The sequence below is a fragment of the Serratia sp. EC4 genome (assembly GCF_059652115.1).
The window spans coordinates 114,792-133,340 of the sequence record NZ_JBNIDE010000005.1 but is presented as its reverse complement, the minus strand read 5'-3'; the positions used below and the strand labels follow the sequence as shown (position 1 = coordinate 133,340).

Genomic DNA, 18,549 nt, shown 5'->3' with positions numbered 1-18,549 from the left:
TTTGTTACCGGCCCGCAGCCCATGCTGAACAAAACATCGCAATTATCGAGCCGTTATGAACGCAACCCCCTTGCAGAAACACGCCGTGTGGCAGTTGATCAAACCCTTTTGGGTGTCTGAGGAGCGGTGGCGCGCCTGGATGATGCTAACAGCCATCGTCGTCCTGTCGCTTGGTCTGGTCTATATCAGCGTGCAGATCAACCAGTGGAACCAGGTGTTCTACGATGCGTTGCAGAACAAAAACTACCCGGTGTTCAAGGCGCAGCTGTGGCGCTTCACCTATCTGGCGCTGATCTTCATCGTGCTGGCGGTCTACAAGATCTACCTGACTCAGGGGCTGCAGATGCGCTGGCGGCGCTGGATGACGGAAAAGTTCATGGGAAAATGGCTGGCGCACCAGGCGTATTACCATACCGAGCAGCAGCAGATCGTCGATAACCCCGATCAGCGTATCGCTGAAGATCTCAACGTACTGACCCAATATACCCTGTCACTGTCGCTCGGGCTGCTCTCCAGCCTGGTGACGCTGTTTTCCTTTATCGACATTTTATGGCACGTCAGCGGGCCGATGACCTTCGCGCTCGGTCAACACGCCATCACCTTGCCCGGCTATATGGTGTGGTTCGCGCTGCTGTATGCGGTGCTGGGATCGCTGCTGATCTGGTGGGTCGGCAAACCGCTGGTCATGCTGGGCTTTAACCAGGAGCGGTATGAGGCGAACTTCCGTTTCGGCCTGATCCGCATCCGCGAAAACAACGACGCCATTGCGCTATACCACGGCGAACCGCGCGAGGCGCAACAGTTGGGTGACCGTTTCGACACCATTCGCAGCAACTGGTGGGCGATCATGCGCATCACCCGGCGGCTGAACATCGCCACCAACTTCTACGGCCAGTTCGCCATCGTGTTTCCCCTGCTGGTGGCGGCGCCGCGCTACTTCTCCGGCGCCATTCAGATGGGCGGCCTGATGCAGATCGCCTCGGCCTTCGGCCAGGTGCAGGGTGCGCTGTCGTGGTTTATCGACGCGTTTAACGACTTGGCGACCTGGAAAGCCTGCGTTAACCGTTTGGCCGGCTTCAACGCCGCCGTCGATCAGGTTCACCATCAGCCGCGCGGCATTCAGCTGCGGGAAGAGACCGCCCATCCGTTGACGCTGGATAACCTCAGCCTGAACTTGCCCAACGGCCAACCGCTGCTGGCCGGCGCAGAGATGACGCTGCAACGCGGCGATCGCCTGCTGATCGTCGGCCCTTCCGGCTGCGGCAAGTCGACGCTGCTGCGGGCCATCGCCGGTATCTGGCCTTACGGCGCGGGCGCCATCGGGGTGGCGGCCAACGCCAACACGCTGTTCCTGCCCCAGCGCAGCTACATTCCGATCGGCACGCTGCGCGAGGCGCTGAGCTACCCGAGCCTGGCGTCAGAATACAGCGACGAACAGCTGATGCGGGTGCTGGAAAACTGCCGTCTGAAACACCTGCAGCGCTGGCTGGATACATCCGCCAACTGGAGCCATCGCCTGTCGCCGGGAGAGCAACAGCGGCTGGCGTTCGCCCGCGCCCTGTTGATTCGCCCGAGCATCCTGTTCCTCGACGAGGCCACCAGCGCGCTGGACGACGAAACCGAGCAGCTGATGTACTGCCTGCTGGTGGATGAACTGCCGGACATGACGCTGATCAGCGTAGCGCACCGCAACAGCGTGGCGAAGTACCATCAGACCTGCTGGCGCTTCAGCCGCGGCGAAGACCAACCGGCGCGCCTGGCGCTGAGCCCGTTGCCGGCATAACTCACGAAGCCGGGCGCGGGCGCGCCCGGTTTTCGTTCAGATGCCATCGGCCTGCGCGTCTTCGCACTTCACCCGGCGGCGTTCATGCCACAGGCTGGTCAGGCCGCGTTTACCGCACGCCAAAGCCATCTCGCGAAATTCATCCAGATTCAGCCCATCGCGCTCCAGCATCATTTCCGCCGCCAACTGCATGTTGACGCCGGTGAGCACTTCGCAATCGCCCTGCGCATCCGCCAGTTCGCAGGCGCTGCGAAACGGCGAACCGCCGAGCATATCGGTCAGGAACACCACACCGTCCGGCTGCGCCACCGCCGCCAGCGCCGAGCGTAGGGCGTCGTTGAGTTGCGCGGTGCTCATCTGTTCGGGGAAATCGACCGCCGCACAGTGCCGCTGCGGCCCCACCACTTGTTCCACCGCCTGCAACAGCCCGGTGGCAAAGCCGCCGTGGCCGGTAATCACAATGCCTGGCATAGCCCGCTCCTCACAAAATACCGATAAATTTGCCCGCCACGCCGATCGCTACGGTGACGCCAATCAGCTTCACCGGCGAGAAACCGCGCTTCATCAGGAAGAAAATGAGCAGCGTGAAGCACAGCGGCAACAAGTTGGGCATCAGCTTGTCCAGCACGTCGGTCTGCAGCGCCACGCTGGCCTTGCCGGCGCGCATCACCAGCGGCGTGGACAGGTGCACATACGAGGCCACCAGCGCGCCGATCACCGTCATGCCGACGATCGACGCAGCGTGAGAAATGCGCCGGGTGTGGGTCTTCAGCAGCGCCAGCGCGCTGGTGCCGGCCTGATAACCGTAGTGCGCCAGCCCAAAACGCAGGCCGAAGTGGAACAGGTTGAACAGCAGCAGGAAGACGATCGGCCCGAACAGGCTGCCCTCCAATGCCAGCGAAGCGCCTATGCCGGCGCAGATCGGCAACAGCGTCAGCCAAAACAGCGCGTCGCCGATGCCGCCGAGCGGCCCCATCAGCGCCACTTTCACCGCGCGAATGGTGGAGATCTTCTCCTTGTTCTGCTCCATCGCCAGCACCAAACCGGACAGGAAGGTGACGTCGAACGGGTGCACGTTGATAAATTCCATGTGCATCTTCATCGAGTTGGCCAGATCCTGCGGGTTGCGGTGGATCTTGCGCAGCCCGGGGATCAACTGATACAGCCAGCCGCCCGCCTGCATGCGCTCGTAGTTGAACGACGCCTGCAACAGCAGCGAACGCCAGGCCATGCGGTTGATGTCGCCGCGCGTCAGCGCTTCGGCGGGCTGGCTGTCCAGATAATCGTCCTGCTCCACCTGGCTGGTGGCCAGCGCCTGCGCCATGCGCTGCTCGGCCTTTTGCGCCAGCAGATCGTCGGAATCGTTAAATGCCATCTTCGGCGTCCTCCTGCGGGGCGGGCCGGGCGGTCGCCTCTGCCGCGCCGCGTTGCGTGTTGAAGAAATCGATCAGGGCGATCGCCAGGGCGCCCAGCACCACCGCCAGGATCGGCAGCTTGAGGAACGTGACCGAGATGAAACCGAGGATAAAATAGGCCACGTAGGTTTTTTTCATCATCACTTTCATCAGCAGCGAGAAGCCGATCGCCGGCATCATGCCGCCCGCCACCGCCAGCCCGTCCAGCAGCCAGCCCGGCGCCTTCTGCACCATGGCGCTGGCCGCATCGGCGCCGAAGTAAATCGGCAGGAACGCCACCACGAAATAGAAGATGAACAGAATGCTGATGCCCAGGTAATTCACCCGTTCGATGCCGCGCCAGTTCAGCGCTTTCACCATGCGATCGCAGCGGTGCATCATCGGTGAGTACAGCGTAAACAGCAGCGTGATGCAGCCCTGCACCGCAATCGAGAACGGCACCGCCACGCCGATCGCCACTTTAGGGTCGGCCTTGGTCAGAATGGCGAACGCGGTGCCGATCACTCCGCCGATCACCACGTTCGGCGGTTGGGCGCCCGCCAGCGGCACCATGCCCATCCACACCAGCTCCAGCGTGCCGCCCACCAGCAACCCGGTGTAGACGTCGCCCAAAATCAGCCCCACCAGCGGCCCCATCACCACCGGCCGGTGGAAATGGGTCAGACCGTCGAACAGGTCAACCCCGGCCAATCCGGCCAACAACGCAATCAATAGCGCATCCGTCAACATGCTTCCCCCCTGGCTCAAAAGAGCAGTTTGCCGATCGCCTCGCCCGCTTCATCCGGCACCCGGCGCACTTCGCACTCCACGCCCAGTTCCGCCAGCGCGCGGAACGCGGCCACGTCGCCGTCGTCCAGCGACACCGTTTTGTGCACCTGCCGCTTCCCCTCGGCGAAGTGCATGTTGCCGACGTTGACGAAACGGATCGGCACCCCGCCGCGCACCAGCGTCAACACATCCTGCGGCGTTTTGCACACCAGGAAGATCTTCTGCCGATCCGCCGCCTTGTGGATCACGTCGATGGTTTTCTGCAGCGTGAAATAACGGGTCTGCACCCCTTCCGCCACCACCATGTCCATCAGGTTCTGCTGCACCGGATCGGCGGCGGCCTCGTCGTTGGCCACCACTACCAGGTTGGCGCCGAGGGTATTGGTCCAGGTCACGCCCACCTGGCCGTGCACCAGACGATTGTCGATGCGAGTCATTAAAATGTTCGGCATGTCAGCGGCCCTCCGGGTAACAGGCGGCGTGGTAATCGTCGAGCACCTGCGTCACTTTATGCAGCACCCACTCCTGCGGATCGGCGCTCAATTCGCCGGCGTTCAGCGCCCGCGCCTGATCCGGCAGGTACTGGCTGAGCAGCGCCAGCGGCGCCGGGCTGCGGCGCAGGTTGTCCAGCAAACCGTCGACCGCCTGCTGCACCTGCAGCTGCGGCCAGTAGTAACGCACCCGATCGCTCAGGCTGTAGTGGCGATCGAGATACTGTTGGTGCGGCGTGCCGTGGTAATAGCGGCTCCACTGCTGCGGCTGCTCGCGCATCACCTGCTCCAGCGTGGCGCACAGCTGCGCCGACTGGCGTTCCCCCAGCCATTCGCGTTCGATGCGATCGAGGGCGAACAGCGCTTCGCGCAGCGCGAAGGTCAGCGCCGGCCCCACCTTCAGGATGGCGAAGTGATCGCGCACCAGTTGGCGGTAGGCCTGCGGCGGTTGGTAATCCGTAGAGTGCGCTTCATAGATCATACCCGGCTGCCGTTCGATGAAATGGCTCAATGCGTCGGCGCGCTGCGGTTGGTAATGCTCAACGCTGTGGTGATCGAACTCGACGCCCGGCTGCACCACCAGCGCGATAGTTCGCTGCCAGGCATCGTTCAGCTCGGCTTTTTGCCAGGCGATACGATGCGTTTCCAGCGTTTGCGCCACCGCCTGCGGCGTGGTGACCTGCAGACCCGCCAGCGCCTCCTGCGCGCCGCCCGGCACCGGCACCTCGGTGCCGATCACATAGACCGGCGCTTCGCCGCCGCTCTGCGCCCAGGCGCGTTCCGCCACCGCGCACAAACGCGCCGCCCGCTCGGCAACCGTGGCATCCCCCAGGGGCGAGGGATCATCAGCGCACGACATGGAACAATCGAGGTGAATTTTGCGAAATCCGGCGCGAACGTAATCGTCTATCAAGGTTTCCGCCAGCGCCATCGCTTCCTGAGCCGGGCGATCTTGCCAGGCGTTTGGCCCCAGATGATCACCACCCAGCCACACGCGCTCGCGCGCCAGGCCCACTTCATCCGCCAGACGCCACAACCCATCGCGGAACTGGGCCGCCGTTTGGCCGGTATAGCCGCCGAATTGATTGACCTGGTTGGACGTCGCCTCCACCAACACCGGCGTGCCGCGGGCTTTGGCCTGCCGCAGCGCGGCCTTCAGAACCCAGGGATGGGCGGAACAGACGGAAAAGATCCCGACCGGCATACCGGCCTTGTGCTGCTCGACAAGCTGTAACAACTGCTGCATGAAGCCCCCATGCAGGCGCCCTGCTACCGATCGGCGATGATGACCTCCACGCCCAGCTCGGTTAACGCCCGCTCGTAATCGTCCGGAAGACGGCTGTCGGTGATCAGCCGATGGATTTGTCCGGCTTCGCGAATCATGCAAAAGCTCTTGCGACCAAATTTGCTGGCATCCGCCACCGCGATAATCTCGCGCGCCACCTCGCACATCACGCGATTGAGGTGCGCTTCACCGGGGTGAGGCGTGGTGATGCCGGCGCTCAGGTCGAACCCGTCGACGCCCAAAAACAGCTTGTCGAAGCGGTACTGACGCAATTGCTGCTCGGCAGCCGGACCGTAGAGCGAGTAAGAGTTGCGGCGCACGCTGCCCCCCAGCACCATGACTTCCACCCCGTCGTTTCCCGAAAGCTCGTAGGCAATGTTCAGCGCATTGGTCATCACCACCAGATCGCGCCGCCCCTTCAGGAACGGCACGATCTGCGCGGTGGTTGAACCGGAATCGAGGATCAGCGCATCGCCGTCGCGCACATAGCCGGCCGCCGCGTTGGCGATCAGCGTTTTGACGTCGCGATTCAACCGCCCTTTGTCCCGCAGCGGCCGATCGAAAGCGAATTGCTGATTGAGCATCGCGCCGCCGTAAGCGCGCAGCGCACACCCTTTTCGTTCCAGAAAGCGCAGATCGTTGCGGATCGTCACCGTGGATACCGCAAACTGTTTGCTGAGCTGTTCCACGCGCACGCTGCCGTGCTCGCATAACAGATCGATAATGTGTTCACGTCGCTTTGCGGTATTCACTGGCATGAGCTGCGGTCCTCAGGTTTCCGGCATCGCCGGGGAGAAGATGGCTTTCGCTCTACTGCGCTCGCATTACAGCAAAGCGAAAGCAATGAAATTGTGATCGGGATTACAGCCCCGTTTTAGCAAAAAAACCGCCAAAAAACCTTTCGAATCGAAACGGATCGAAAAGCCCAAAAGCGGAAGGGGGAAAAAGTGAAATGCCATGACGGGCGATCCCCCCGGAGCGCTGAGGCGTGGGCTGCACGGAAAGCGAAAGCGGCGCATGGTGCGCTCCGCGCCATGACTTTTAGTTCACTCAGTGACCAAGATCACATAATGGCAATTATCCGGCGGCCGGCGGGGATTAACCGCCGCCATCCCGCCGGGCCGTACCCTTGTCAGCACGAGCCATCTTCCCTACACTGGCGATCGGATACCGTCGATTTTCGGTACGTAAGCGTTAACGTCAATCAACGCATCACGCCATGCAGCACTGATTGACTGCATGCCTTGGTGCGAGGAACCCATGCCGCAACCCGCTTCACCCCCAGCGTCCACCGCGACCCCGCGTCGCCGGTTACACCGCCCTATTCTGCTTATCGTCGGCATTATGCTGATCGCGGCCAATTTGCGCGCCGCCCTGACCAGCGTCGGCCCGCTGCTGGAACAGATCCAGCAACAGCTGGCGTTGTCCGCCACCGCCGCCGGCCTGATCAATTCGCTGCCGCTGATCCTGTTCGCCATCCTCTCGCCGTTGACCCCGGCGCTGGCGAAACGCATCGGTATCGAGCGCACCCTGGGCCTCGCCCTCGCGCTGCTGATCTGCGGCATCGCCCTGCGCTCCCTGCCGCAAGACGCCATGCTATGGCCGGGCAGCATCCTGATCGGCGCCGCCATCGCCTTCGCCAACGTGGTGCTGCCGACGCTGGTGAAAAGAGATTTCCCACATCGCGCCGCCGCGATGATCGCCGCCTATGCGGCGGTGATGTCGCTGGTTGCCGCCATCGCTTCCGGTCTGGCCGTGCCGCTGGCTTCGCTGGCCGACCTTGGCTGGCGGTTCTCCTTGTTATGCTGGGGCTTGCCTGCGCTGTTGGCGCTGCTGGTGTGGTTGCCGCAACTGCGGCGCTCCGCCACTCCCGCCACTAAAGAGCCGCAGCCGACGGAGCCGCAACGCTATCGCTCTCCCTGGGGCAGCGCGCTGGGCTGGCAAGTGGCGATGTTCATGGGGCTGCAATCGATCGCCTTCTACACCATCATCGGCTGGTTCAGCGCTTTTGCCGCCAGCCACGGCACCTCCGCTCAGCAGGCGGGTTTCGAACTGTTCGTTTACCAAGTGGTGGCGATCGTCGCCAACTTTGCCATGGTGGTGATTTTGCCGCGGGCGCGCGATCAGCGGGCGATAGCGTTGGGCAGCTCACTGCTGATCTTCATCGGCGTCGGGGGATTATTGGTGCAACCCGCCAGTTCACTGGTGTGGCTGACGTTTGCCGGGTTGGGGGCGGGGAGTTCGCTGGTGCTGGCGCTGTCGTTCTTTGGATTGCGCAGTCAGCATCATCATCAGGCGACGCTGCTGTCGGGTATGGCGCAATCCGTCGGTTATCTGTTGGCGGCGCTGGGGCCCACCCTATTCGGCCTGCTGCACGATCTGACGGAAGGCTGGCGCTTGCCGTTAATCGCCCTGCTGGGCCTGACCGTCTTGCAAATGCTGTTCGGCGCGCTGGCCGGCCGCAGCCGCGTGATCAGCTAACGCTGCGGCGCAATGGGGGACGCGCCGGCTCAGAGTCGGTGTCCTGCCATAAATCTTCAATAAAGGCGCGCTGCTCATCGCTCAGCACCCATGACGGCGGAATTTTGGACTGTGCGCGACGCTCAGCGCCCTCACGGTTTTTAGCCTGCTTTTTGTTCACGAATCGCCTTCCTGCTTAACCTGCTAACTCAGTAACCAATAAATCACGGCGGCGGTTAACAGCCAGAACAGCCCGCTACCGATAAACACACACAGCCATGCTCTACGTTTGATATCAGATCCATCCTTGCTCACCACAGCGCCCTCAACCAATAGATTAAACCATTCAAACGACAATTATCGATCTGTTTTAACGATCGATAAAGTCGTTTTTTCCTATGGAAATTTAAAAAACAGCTGCTAGCCATAGACCTGCATCACCGCCTCAGTAAGAACGGCACCGTGGATATCACTGTTATCGGCAGGCGATAACTTGAATTGATAGGCGAACGAACGTGCAGTGTGCCATATCTTTAAAGGTCAAAATTAAACCACTAGTAAATAATTCAACTATCAATTACTTGACTGGCCATAAGCCAAATCGGCAACAGACAGCGCTGAAGGCGGGGGATAAAATGAAGCGACGTACTGGGATCATGCGGAGAGAAGCGCCGGCCCGCTTTAGTCTCGCTCGGGCCGGTGTGAGTTAACCGATTCTGCTGACGGAATCCCGACTGGCGTGTTCACGCTCGCTGCCGGTCAGCTCACGTAAATGACCCGAGCGCATCTCAAGCAGCCGATCGGCGTGTTCGAAATAGTGATCGTCATGGCTGATGGCAAACACCGTTTTGCCCAGCGCGCGCAGTTCTGGCAACAGCTCGCGATAGAAAATGCGCCGGAATTGCGGATCCTGATCCGCGGCCCATTCATCCAACAGCAAGATATCGCGCTGTTCCGCCACGGCCAGCAGCAAAGCCAGACGCTTGCGCTGCCCCTGCGACAGTTGCGGGTTGGTCACCCTGGCGCCGTCGAACTGCAGTTTGCTTTTCATATTCAACCGCTCGAGCCAGCCGGCGACCAGTTCCGCATCGGGCTCGCCGCCTTCCGGCCCTTGCAAACGATCGAACTGATGAAAATCAGTGAAAATCGCCGAAAACAGCCGACGATAGCCCGGCATATCCGCCGCGGTCTGTGCGACGCCATCCAGAACGATGTGCCCGCTCACCGGCCGGTACAACCCGGTCAACAGCATCGCCAGCGTTGACTTGCCGCTGCCGTTGCCGCCGATCAAAAAGACCAGCTCGCCACGCCGCAGCGTCAGATTAAGCGGCCCGACGGCAAAACCGGGCTGTTGCTCCGTATCGGCATAGTGAAAAACCACGTCGCGCAGCTCCAGCGTCTGCCAGGAACGGCCTGCGGCGGCAGGAAACGCCGGTTGGTACTCGGCCAGGCGCAGCGTCTTCAGCTTGTTGAAGGCGACTTCGGCGCTGACCAGCGTCGGAAACGCCCCGACCGCCTGCAGTAATGGCGTGCGCAAGAACAGCAGCGTCAGGGAATACGTGGCGGCCACCGCCGAGTCCGCCCATCCCAGGCTGTTAGCCATAAAGAACACCAGTCCGATCGCCCCCAACATCATGATATTTGACCAGTTGAGCGCACTCAAATGGAAGGTATCGGCGCGAATGATATGGTGGCGGTAAGCTTGCGCATCGGGTTGATAGGTCTGTTCGTACAGCGCCTGCGCTCGCTTGCGGTTTAACGTCAGCTCCTTGCGACCGTCAATCACCGATTCGTAATGATGATAGAGGCGCTCTTCCGACTCGCGCAAACTGGCCATATGGCGATAAACCCGCGAGACCAGGCAGCCGCTGCCCACCACGGTGACGGCGACCCACACCGCCGTCACCGCCAGCATTTTCGGCGATAGCCACCCCAGATAGGCCGCCGACCCCAGGGTTAAAATCACCCCTTGCACCAGTTCGGGCAAGCGCACGAAGGCGACGGTGATATTGCGGACATCGCTGGAGAGGCTGGCCAACAATGAGGCGCTGCCTAACTGTTCAAGGCGTTCAATATCGGTATCCAGGATGCGCTTCACTAACTGCCCGCGCAGACGGTAGACGAAGTAATGGCCCAATGTCGTCAGCGCCAATTGCGATCCCAGCGTGACCGCCATCAGCAATGCCAGCAGGGCGAGAAACATCGGCAGCACAGCCAATGCATCGCCGCCGGCCTCCATCAGGTATTGATTGATAAACGCAATGATACCGATGCCCAAGCCGGCGCTGGTCATGGTCAATGCCATAACCGCCAGAAATGACCAACGATACTGGTGATAAACCACCCGTAGCAGTTCCATGAAAAAACCTCTGAAGTCGCGATCTGGCAGGCATTGTAAGCGGCGCGAGAATGAGATCAAGACGAATTCTCATTGTTCGCGCAGCCTCTGATTTCGACGCCAAGGGCATTTTGATGATTGCTTATTGAAACGAGAGACTTACACTGGCGCCACTTGCCGCTGAAGGGAACAGCCGATTATGCTCGCCACTCACGAATACGCCAACGACCTGATTCTGTTTGCCCTGATTGTCGACTGCGGCTCGTTCAGCAAAGCCGCGGAGAGCGCCGGCATCACCAGCTCGGTGGTCAGCAAACGCATCGGGCGGTTGGAAAAATCGCTGGGCGCCCGCCTGTTGTACCGCACCACCCGCAGCCTGACGCTGACCGAAAGCGGCCAGGCGCTCTACCAGCAGGCCAAAGAGATCGGCGCCAAAGTGCAGGAGGCGCTGTACGCCGTCAGCGAAAAGAGCGAAGAGTTGACCGGCACCATCCGCATGTCGGTGCCGACCATTTCGGGCGAGCTGCTGCTGAGCGAAAGCGTGGCGGAATTTTGCGCCCTGCATCCCAGCCTGAAGGTCGAAATGCGGCTGGAAAACCGCTTCGTCGATCTGGTGGAAGAAGGCATCGATCTGGCGATCCGTACCGGGACCATGCCGGACTCCAGCCTGATTGCCCGGCCGATCTTCGATTCCCGCTGGGTGATCGTCTGCTCGCCGGGCTACCTGGAAAGCCACCCGGAACCGCGCAGCGCCGACGATCTGCTGAGCCACAACTGCCTGACCTACACCTACCAAGAGAGCGGCACCGCCAACTGGCTGATGAAGCGGCCGGGGCGCAACGACATCTACGAGCTGCAGGTTAACGGCAACCTGTCGGCCAACAATGCGCGGGCGATCCGCAAAGCGGTGATCGGCGGCCACGGCATCGCCATGGTGCCGCGCTGCATGGTGTATGAAGATTTGCAGGACGGTAAACTGACGGAGATCCTGGCCGGCCACTGCGGCAAAGTGCTGGGCATTTACGCCGTTTATCCTTACACCCGCAATCTGCCGTTAAAAACCCGTCTGCTGATCGAACATATCATCGGTTCCTACCAAAATATCAGCCATTATTTTTGAGTTTTCCTCTCGGATTATTTCCCCGCTACCGCAAAAGACCGTGGGGATTACGGCATTTTTGGACATAATCTATTGAACATTACCGCCTAATTAATGTGAGCTCGCGCACTTACCGCACATCCATACTCCCTATCATACTGATTTTAAATCAATTAATTTAACCCCTTCTACCGGCGTTTTTCCCTGCGCCGACGCCGTTCGCCGATGTTAAAAAATTACCGCATGGCATCATCGCCAACGTTGTGATTAGAATGAAAATGTTGCGGTAATTAACCTTTCAGCTACATCTCTCTACCCATAAAAATAATAACCCTGAGGATCTTATGCCCCTGCTTTTCAGTATTGCGCCCATCATCCTGCTGATTTGGATGATGACCAAAAGGAATGGCGTGCCCTCTTACCTCGCCCTGCCGCTGACGGCCGCCGTGGTGTATGCCGTACAGCTCCTGTGGTTCGATGCCTCGCTGCGGCTGCTGCATGCCAATATCATCACCGCGCTGGTGTCGACGCTGACGCCGATCACCATCATTGCCGGCGCCATCCTGCTCAACAAACTGATGCAGGTAAGCGGCGCGGAAAACGTGGTGCGCCGCTGGCTGGAAACCATCAGCCCCAATCCCGTGGCCCAACTGATGATTATCGGCTGGGCATTCGCCTTTATGATCGAGGGCGCCAGCGGCTTCGGCACACCGGCCGCCATCGCCGCGCCGATTCTGGTCGGGCTGGGCTTCAACCCGCTGCGCGTCGCCCTGCTGACGCTGGTGATGAACTCGGTGCCGGTCTCCTTCGGCGCCGTAGGCACCCCCACCTGGTTCGGCTTTGCCAACCTAGGCCTGTCGGACGCCAGCCTGCTGGAGATCGGCCGGCAAACCGCGCTGATCCACGTTGTCGCCGGCTTCGTCATTCCTCTGCTGGCGCTGCGCTTTATCGTTTCCTGGCAGGATATCCGCCGCAACCTGCCGTTTATCCTGCTCAGCGTGCTGAGCTGCACCCTGCCCTATCTGCTGCTGGCCCAGGTGAACTATGAGTTCCCGGCGCTGGTCGGCGGCGCGATCGGCCTGGCGCTGTCGGTGCTGCTGGCGCGCGGTGGCATCGGCCTCGCCCGCGGCGACAAACCGCAGAGCGCCGCGCAGGCGGTGCCGTTCATGCAGGTGGTCAAGGCCATGACCCCGACCCTGCTGCTGATTGCTATTCTGATAGTGACGCGCGTCCACCAGTTGGGCCTCAAGGCGCTGCTCAACAACACCGCGCTGCTGTGGCAGGAAAACCTCGGCTGGCTCGGGGAGCTGCGCATCAGCCGGGCGCTGATCGTCGAACTGCAGCAGGTGCTGGGCACCGCCGCCGCCGCCGGCTACAAAACGCTGTATGTCCCGGCGCTGATCCCGTTCCTGTTGGTGGTGCTGCTGTGTATTCCGCTGTTCCGTCTGAATGGCGGCCAGGTGCGGCAAATGTTCAGCGAAACCGGCGGGCGCATCGCGCGGCCCTTTATCGCCCTGTTCGGCGCGCTGGTGATGGTTAACCTGATGATGCAGGGCGGCGACAACGCGCCGGTGATCCTGATCGGTAAAGCGCTGGCGGCGCTGACCGGCGACAGCTGGCTGCTGTTCTCGTCGTTCCTCGGCGCGCTGGGCTCGTTCTTCTCCGGCTCCAATACCGTTTCGAACCTGACGTTCGGCGGCATTCAGCAGTCGATCGCCCAGAGCAGCGGTCTTGATGTCAACCTGACGCTGGCCTTGCAGTCCGTCGGCGGCGCCATGGGCAACATGGTGTGCCTGAACAACATTATCGCGGTCTGTTCGATCCTCGGGATCGGCAACGCCGAAGGCAAAATCATCAGAAGGACCGTACTGCCGATGCTGGCGTACGGCGGGATTGCGGCCGGTATGGCAACGATCCTCACGCTCTGACCGAACACTCGTTATCGCAAGCAAGACAAGAAGGTAAACACTATGATCATCTCCGCGTCAACCGACTACCGGGCCGCCGCCCAGGCCAAACTGCCGCCGTTTCTGTTTCACTATATCGACGGCGGGGCCTACGCGGAGCATACGCTTAAGCGCAATACCGCAGATCTGGCCGATATTGCCTTGCGCCAGCGCGTGCTGCGCAATATGTCCGAACTCAGCCTGGAGACTACGTTGTTCGGCGAGCAGCTGGCGATGCCGGTGGCGCTGGGGCCGGTGGGGCTGACCGGCATGTACGCCCGCCGCGGCGAAGTGCAGGCCGCGCGCGCCGCGGCCAAAAAAGGCATCCCGTTCACGCTGTCCACCGTGTCGGTCTGCCCGATCGAAGAGGTGGCGCCGGCGATCGATCGGCCGATGTGGTTCCAGCTCTACGTGCTGAAAGATCGCGGCTTTATGCGCAACGCGCTGGAGCGCGCCAAAGCCGCAGGCGTGAAAACGCTGGTCTTTACCGTCGACATGCCGGTGCCCGGCGCCCGTTACCGCGACGCCCACTCGGGGATGAGCGGCCCCAACGCCGCCCTGCGCCGCGTGCTGCAGGCGTTTACCCATCCGCAGTGGGCCTGGGATGTCGGCCTGTTCGGCAAGCCGCACGACCTGGGCAACGTCTCGGCCTACCGCGGTAAACCGACCAGCCTGGAAGATTACATCGGCTGGCTGGGCGCCAACTTCGATCCGTCGATTTCCTGGAAAGATCTGGAGTGGATCCGCGAGTTCTGGGACGGCCCGATGATCATCAAAGGCATTCTGGATCCGGAAGACGCCAAAGACGCGGTGCGCTTCGGCGCCGACGGCATCATCGTTTCCAACCACGGCGGCCGCCAACTGGACGGCGTGCTGTCGACCGCGCGCGCCATGCCGGCGATCGCCGACGCGGTGAAAGGCGACATCACCCTGCTGGCCGACTCCGGCATCCGCAGCGGCCTGGACGTGGTGCGCATGATCGCGCTGGGCGCCGACAGCGTGCTGCTGGGGCGCGCCTTCGTCTATGCGCTGGCGGCGGCCGGCGAAGCCGGGGTGGCTAACTTGCTGGATCTGATCGACAAAGAGATGCGCGTCGCCATGACGCTCACCGGCGCGAAAACCATTGCGGAGATCAACGCCGGATCGCTGGTCAGAAACGCCTGAATCAAAGCGGCTGTACCCCTTCCGGGTAGGCGTTGTAGCTCATCTTGCTGATGAACGCCCCGGCCGGTGACACCAACACCCGGCCGGCGGCGTCCAACCCGAGGAAGGTGCCGGTGCAGCGCCCGGAGACAAAGTCGAAGAAGAACACCGAGCACACCGGGATAATCTTTTCCCGGAAGGTGAACAGGAACATCTCGTCCTCAAACTTGTAGTAAGTGGCGTAGTCCATGTCGCCGTGGCCGAATTGTTCGCCGCGCAGGTTTTGCCAGGCGTAGCGCTCGGTGTTGACGTAGAAGTGTTCGTAATAGTGGTTGGGGCTATAGACGTTCAGCGTGCGATAACCGATCAGCTCGCGGGTCAGATGCGGCGCGACGCCGCCCGGCGTGACGCCGGCAATCAGCCCAACGTGGAAGCTTTGCTTGAGGCGGGATCCCTTTTCCACCGTTTGCTCGGGCAGCAACGTGCTGCGCACCAGCAGCGCCCGGCCGCTGTCGCGGTTGAGCACCAGCGTCAGGCATTCGTTGCCCGGCGTCTGCAGCGGAATATTGAAGAAATAGCGCGCGGCGGAGGTTTGCACCTCTTCGTAAGCGTCCTCGCCGCTCTCCCCGCCCCAGGCCCACAGCACCCGCTGCCGATCGGCGCTGAAACGCAGCGTGATTTCCCCGCCGCCTTCAAAGGCGATCTGCAACGTTTTGCCGCGCCAGTCCTGAGTGCCCGGCAGCCGGTTGGTGTCGATGCCGCGCGCGAAATCGTCGTAATTCTTCCAGTCCGGTTCGGCATTTTGATTCAGTACGGATGGTTCTGCTGACATCTTCGCTCTCCTTGATTGAATGGGATGAAAACCGCCTCAGACGTCGGCGACGCCCGCCGGTTTCACCGCTCGGCGGTTCACCACGGCAGGGGCGGTTTCATCGAGAAAACAACTCAGTACCCCGGCGCACACGGCGCCGGCGGCCGCGAGCCACATCACGCTGACCAGCCCGTAGCGATCGGCGATCAGCCCGGCGATAAACGGCGCCAGGCAGCCGCCAATCACCTCGCCAATCCCCATCACCAGCCCCAACGCGGTAGCGATGCGGGTCGGCGACACCGTTTCAGACGGGATGGTGGCCATAAACAGCGTGAAACAGCCAAGGCCGGTATAAGACAGGAACACCAGCACGCCCAGCAGCCACGGATTATCGACGTAGCTCAGAAACAGCGGGCAGCACACCGCCAGCAGCGAAAAGAAGATCAGCGTCGGCTTGCGGCCGAAGCGATCGGAGATCGCCGGCACCGCCACGCCCCAGAATACCCAAGCGGCGCCGATGGCGCTCATGATGCCGCCCATCGTGCCTTCGCCGAAGCCGCGGTCGGTCACCAAAAAGTTGGGGGTGAAGGTAATGATGATCATGAACCAGGTGACGAACACACAGGAGATTAGAATGCACAGCGCCACGTTCTTGATTTTGAACAGCTCGCCGTAAGCACCTTTGTTCGCCGCCTTGTCGGCCGCCGGCGCGGCGCTGAAAGCGGGATCCTTCTTGCCGTTCACATAGCGATAGATCAGCCACGCCAGAATGACGCCCGGCACGGCGGTCAGGTGAAACGCCATGCTCCAGCCCCACTTCTGCGCCAGATAGATGATCAGCGGCGGCGCGATAATGCCGCCCAGCAGCCCCGGCGCCGCGCCCTGAATCAATCCCATGTTGAAACCGCGGCGCTGCGGCTGCGATTTTTCCACCATCAACGACTGTGCGATCGGCAATACCGGCCCTTCGGCGATCCCCATCAACGCTCGGAAGATCAATAGCATGGCAAAGCCGCTGACCAACCCCGACAGCGCGGAGAACAGCGAAAACACCAGGATCGACAAGATCAGCATCGGTTTACGGATATTAAAACGATCGGCTATCGCCCCCAGCCCGGCGCCAGACAGCGCCCAGGTTAACGCCAGCACCGCCGACAGGGTGCCGAGATGCACGTTGCTGAGCTTGAGGTCGGCGGCAATCATCGGAAACAGAAACGAGATGGTCAGACGATCGACGAACACGCAGCCGAAAACGAAAAATAAAATAATCAGCAACCGGTTCTCTTCACTTAATGCGCTGCGAGGCTCTGGCGATGTATTCATAGCGTCATGTGTCCATAAGTTAACTTATGAATGGCAAGCCGCCATGGCATAAGTGTGTTAAGCGCACGGCCAAGAGAGATATTGGCCCTCCGTCACGACAACAACTCATTAACATGTTAATGACATAAAATTATCGTAAGCCGGCGGTCTGTCAACCGGCGCTTTCTTAGAGACGAATGAAGTTTTTATTCGGTACTATTTCAAAATCGCATTATCACAAAAAGATATTTTACCCCTCTGTTTTTACAGACAATAAAATAATAACGGGTATTTTTCTTCGGTTAAAAATGCCTATTTCCACGCCATTTGCGAATAATCTCAACGATCACTCTTCAGGCTTATTAATTTTTTATCCGTATTGAATGAACGCTGGGGAATATTCAGTTTGACTTTTATCTATTGAATCATTTCGTTTTATTTTATTGCCGCACAACAAACTAACTCTTATGAGGGAAAGGCTATCGGCAGGATTACATAATTTCATCTGGACAATAGCAAAAGCGCAGAGCGTGACGTAAATCACGACAAGCATGCCGTATCCTGCAAAGCAATTATGCTCGCAACAGCAATTATCTATTGCGATTAGGGCTGTTTATCTCAATTTAGCGCCATGCAACACTTCGGGCCATCGTTCGACACCGCGCCGCAAGGCCTGAGACGGAGTGACACATGAGCATCGAAAGACTAACCCGGGAGCCGCTTTCCATCGGCATCGAGTTGCCGCTGGACAACGATTGGTCCACCAGCGGGCAGCTGAAACGCCAGCAGGACGGGCGACCGTTCGGCGTGCCGGACATGAGCGAACACGCTGCGCGCATCAAGCTGGCCGATGAGCTCGGCTTTCGCGCCGCCTGGGTTCGCGACGTGCCGCTGTACGATCCGGACTTCGGCGACGCCGCGCAGGTGTTTGAGACCTTTACCTACCTCGGCTACCTGTCCAGCCTGACGCGCAATATTCTGCTGGGCACCGCGGCCGTGGTGCTGCCGCTGCGCCAGCCGTGGCTGGTGCGCAAAGCGGCTTCCACGCTGCAAACGCTGAGCGGCGATCGTCTGCTGCTCGGCGTCGCCAGCGGCGATCGCCCCGTGGAGTACCCGCTGTTCGGCGCCGATTACGCCGCGCGCGGTGAAAACTTCCGCACCAGCGTCGGCATTCTCAAAGGGGAAGCCGACAGCGCGCTCCAGCCTGGATTGCGCCTGCTGCCGGCCACGCCGCCGCCGCCGCTGCTGGTCGCCGGGTTGGCGCAGCAAACGCCCGAGTGGGTGGGCAAAAATATGGATGGCTGGCTGTCGTATCCCGGCACGCCTGCGGACCACGTTTCGCGAGTCAAACTCTGGCGCAACGTAGCCGGTGACAAGCCTTACGTCAGCTTTATTCATCTCGACCTCACCGATAACGCCGATGCGCCGATTCAGCGCCATCGCTTCGGCATCAAGAGCGGCCGTAATGGATTGATTCAGGAACTGAGCGCCATGCGTGACGCCGGGGTCAACCACATCGGCCTGCATTTCCGCCGCAACCAGCGGCCGCTGGAAGAGACGATGCAGGAGATCGGTCAACTGGTGTTGCCGGAATTCCATCGCGCCTGACGCCCGCTTTAGCCCGCTATTCCGACCTGAGCTGGTCTTTGCCCCGTTACCGGGGCTTTTTTATTTCCGCCGCTGCTATTTCATAGCAACTCAGTCTAAT

At 60.7% G+C, this 18,549-nt stretch carries 17 protein-coding genes; 6 read left to right on the top strand and 11 right to left on the bottom strand.

The annotated features are described in order from the left end of the window. Positions 1–55 precede the first annotated feature (55 nt). Positions 56–1,783, top strand: a complete 1,728-nt coding sequence (locus ACP39K_RS16665; RefSeq protein WP_497008696.1) for an ABC transporter ATP-binding protein/permease — start codon at positions 56–58, stop codon at positions 1,781–1,783. A 36-nt stretch (positions 1,784–1,819) separates the two neighbouring features. Here the strand turns inward: ACP39K_RS16665 and agaF are convergent, their stop codons facing one another. From agaF to agaR, 6 genes are read right to left on the bottom strand one after another with little or no spacing between them, the layout of a single operon-like run. Continuing rightward, on the bottom strand, positions 1,820–2,254 hold the full coding sequence (agaF, locus tag ACP39K_RS16660) for a PTS galactosamine/N-acetylgalactosamine transporter subunit IIA (RefSeq protein WP_016929935.1): 435 nt from the start codon (positions 2,252–2,254) through the stop codon (positions 1,820–1,822). 10 nt (positions 2,255–2,264) lie between these two features. Further along, on the bottom strand, positions 2,265–3,158 hold the full coding sequence (locus ACP39K_RS16655; RefSeq protein WP_089184978.1) for a PTS system mannose/fructose/sorbose family transporter subunit IID: 894 nt from the start codon (positions 3,156–3,158) through the stop codon (positions 2,265–2,267). Beyond that, positions 3,148–3,927 (bottom strand): PTS N-acetylgalactosamine transporter subunit IIC, encoded by a 780-nt coding sequence (gene agaW / locus ACP39K_RS16650; RefSeq protein WP_497008695.1) that lies wholly within the window; start codon positions 3,925–3,927, stop codon positions 3,148–3,150. Before agaW ends, ACP39K_RS16655 begins: the two co-directional genes overlap by 11 nt. A 14-nt stretch (positions 3,928–3,941) precedes the next feature. After that, the gene (gene agaV / locus ACP39K_RS16645) at positions 3,942–4,418 is read right to left on the bottom strand and encodes a PTS N-acetylgalactosamine transporter subunit IIB (RefSeq protein WP_004931808.1); all 477 of its coding nucleotides are present in this window, start codon (positions 4,416–4,418) and stop codon (positions 3,942–3,944) included. Between the two features lies 1 nt (position 4,419). After that, positions 4,420–5,703, bottom strand: a complete 1,284-nt coding sequence (locus ACP39K_RS16640) for a D-tagatose-bisphosphate aldolase, class II, non-catalytic subunit (protein WP_089184979.1) — start codon at positions 5,701–5,703, stop codon at positions 4,420–4,422. Positions 5,704–5,726: 23 nt separating this feature from the next. Then, on the bottom strand, positions 5,727–6,500 hold the full coding sequence (gene agaR, locus ACP39K_RS16635; RefSeq protein ID WP_004931804.1) for a transcriptional repressor AgaR: 774 nt from the start codon (positions 6,498–6,500) through the stop codon (positions 5,727–5,729). 502 nt (positions 6,501–7,002) lie between these two features. On the opposite strand from agaR, the gene ACP39K_RS16630 reads away from it, so the two are divergent. Further along, positions 7,003–8,223 (top strand): CynX/NimT family MFS transporter, encoded by a 1,221-nt coding sequence (locus ACP39K_RS16630; RefSeq protein WP_089184980.1) that lies wholly within the window; start codon positions 7,003–7,005, stop codon positions 8,221–8,223. Here the strand turns inward: ACP39K_RS16630 and ACP39K_RS16625 are convergent. The 3 genes from ACP39K_RS16625 to ACP39K_RS16615 form a co-directional block, all read right to left on the bottom strand. Beyond that, a complete protein-coding gene (locus tag ACP39K_RS16625; RefSeq protein WP_016929940.1) occupies positions 8,216–8,383 on the bottom strand; it encodes a YciX family protein in 168 nt (55 codons plus the stop codon). The genes ACP39K_RS16630 and ACP39K_RS16625 overlap by 8 nt on opposite strands. A gap of 23 nt (positions 8,384–8,406) precedes the next feature. After that, positions 8,407–8,520 (bottom strand): YmiA family putative membrane protein, encoded by a 114-nt coding sequence (locus tag ACP39K_RS16620; RefSeq protein WP_049232362.1) that lies wholly within the window; start codon positions 8,518–8,520, stop codon positions 8,407–8,409. Positions 8,521–8,908: 388 nt separating this feature from the next. Further along, positions 8,909–10,561, bottom strand: a complete 1,653-nt coding sequence (locus tag ACP39K_RS16615; RefSeq protein ID WP_048795933.1) for a multidrug ABC transporter permease/ATP-binding protein — start codon at positions 10,559–10,561, stop codon at positions 8,909–8,911. A 178-nt stretch (positions 10,562–10,739) separates the two neighbouring features. Here ACP39K_RS16615 and ACP39K_RS16610 point away from each other — a divergent pair, with 178 nt between their 5' ends. The 3 genes from ACP39K_RS16610 (at position 10,740) to lldD (ending at position 14,749) form a co-directional block, all read left to right on the top strand. After that, the gene (locus ACP39K_RS16610) at positions 10,740–11,660 is read left to right on the top strand and encodes a LysR family transcriptional regulator (protein ID WP_016929942.1); all 921 of its coding nucleotides are present in this window, start codon (positions 10,740–10,742) and stop codon (positions 11,658–11,660) included. A gap of 323 nt (positions 11,661–11,983) precedes the next feature. Continuing rightward, complete coding sequence (locus ACP39K_RS16605; RefSeq protein ID WP_060445366.1) at positions 11,984–13,567, top strand: L-lactate permease; 1,584 nt, start codon at positions 11,984–11,986, stop codon at positions 13,565–13,567. 42 nt (positions 13,568–13,609) lie between these two features. Then, complete coding sequence (gene lldD, locus ACP39K_RS16600) at positions 13,610–14,749, top strand: FMN-dependent L-lactate dehydrogenase LldD (RefSeq protein WP_033632193.1); 1,140 nt, start codon at positions 13,610–13,612, stop codon at positions 14,747–14,749. A 1-nt stretch (position 14,750) separates the two neighbouring features. On the opposite strand, the gene ACP39K_RS16595 is transcribed toward lldD, so the two are convergent. Next, positions 14,751–15,560: a MoaF C-terminal domain-containing protein gene (locus ACP39K_RS16595; protein ID WP_060445365.1), complete on the bottom strand. Its 810-nt coding sequence runs from the start codon at positions 15,558–15,560 to the stop codon at positions 14,751–14,753. Positions 15,561–15,596: 36 nt separating this feature from the next. Next, positions 15,597–16,862: an MFS transporter gene (locus ACP39K_RS16590; protein ID WP_497008694.1), complete on the bottom strand. Its 1,266-nt coding sequence runs from the start codon at positions 16,860–16,862 to the stop codon at positions 15,597–15,599. Positions 16,863–17,531: 669 nt separating this feature from the next. Between ACP39K_RS16590 and ACP39K_RS16585 the strand changes: the two genes are divergently transcribed. Then, positions 17,532–18,449, top strand: a complete 918-nt coding sequence (locus ACP39K_RS16585; RefSeq protein WP_004931740.1) for a TIGR03571 family LLM class oxidoreductase — start codon at positions 17,532–17,534, stop codon at positions 18,447–18,449. Positions 18,450–18,549: the final 100 nt, after the last annotated feature.

Excerpts from the sequence above, each read along its gene's own strand:
- ACP39K_RS16605 (WP_060445366.1), top strand. The coding sequence starts at position 11,984 with ATGCCCCTGCTTTTCAGTATTGCGCCCATCATCCTGCTGATTTGGATG.
- ACP39K_RS16585 (WP_004931740.1), top strand. The coding sequence starts at position 17,532 with ATGAGCATCGAAAGACTAACCCGGGAGCCGCTTTCCATCGGCATCGAG.
- lldD (WP_033632193.1), top strand. The coding sequence starts at position 13,610 with ATGATCATCTCCGCGTCAACCGACTACCGGGCCGCCGCCCAGGCCAAA.
- ACP39K_RS16630 (WP_089184980.1), top strand. The coding sequence starts at position 7,003 with ATGCCGCAACCCGCTTCACCCCCAGCGTCCACCGCGACCCCGCGTCGC.
- ACP39K_RS16610 (WP_016929942.1), top strand. The coding sequence starts at position 10,740 with ATGCTCGCCACTCACGAATACGCCAACGACCTGATTCTGTTTGCCCTG.
- agaF (WP_016929935.1), bottom strand. The coding sequence starts at position 2,254 with ATGCCAGGCATTGTGATTACCGGCCACGGCGGCTTTGCCACCGGGCTG.
- ACP39K_RS16595 (WP_060445365.1), bottom strand. The coding sequence starts at position 15,560 with ATGTCAGCAGAACCATCCGTACTGAATCAAAATGCCGAACCGGACTGG.
- agaW (WP_497008695.1), bottom strand. The coding sequence starts at position 3,927 with ATGTTGACGGATGCGCTATTGATTGCGTTGTTGGCCGGATTGGCCGGG.
- ACP39K_RS16590 (WP_497008694.1), bottom strand. The coding sequence starts at position 16,862 with ATGAATACATCGCCAGAGCCTCGCAGCGCATTAAGTGAAGAGAACCGG.
- ACP39K_RS16655 (WP_089184978.1), bottom strand. The coding sequence starts at position 3,158 with ATGGCATTTAACGATTCCGACGATCTGCTGGCGCAAAAGGCCGAGCAG.
- ACP39K_RS16665 (WP_497008696.1), top strand. The coding sequence starts at position 56 with ATGAACGCAACCCCCTTGCAGAAACACGCCGTGTGGCAGTTGATCAAA.
- ACP39K_RS16615 (WP_048795933.1), bottom strand. The coding sequence starts at position 10,561 with ATGGAACTGCTACGGGTGGTTTATCACCAGTATCGTTGGTCATTTCTG.
- agaV (WP_004931808.1), bottom strand. The coding sequence starts at position 4,418 with ATGCCGAACATTTTAATGACTCGCATCGACAATCGTCTGGTGCACGGC.
- agaR (WP_004931804.1), bottom strand. The coding sequence starts at position 6,500 with ATGCCAGTGAATACCGCAAAGCGACGTGAACACATTATCGATCTGTTA.
- ACP39K_RS16640 (WP_089184979.1), bottom strand. The coding sequence starts at position 5,703 with ATGCAGCAGTTGTTACAGCTTGTCGAGCAGCACAAGGCCGGTATGCCG.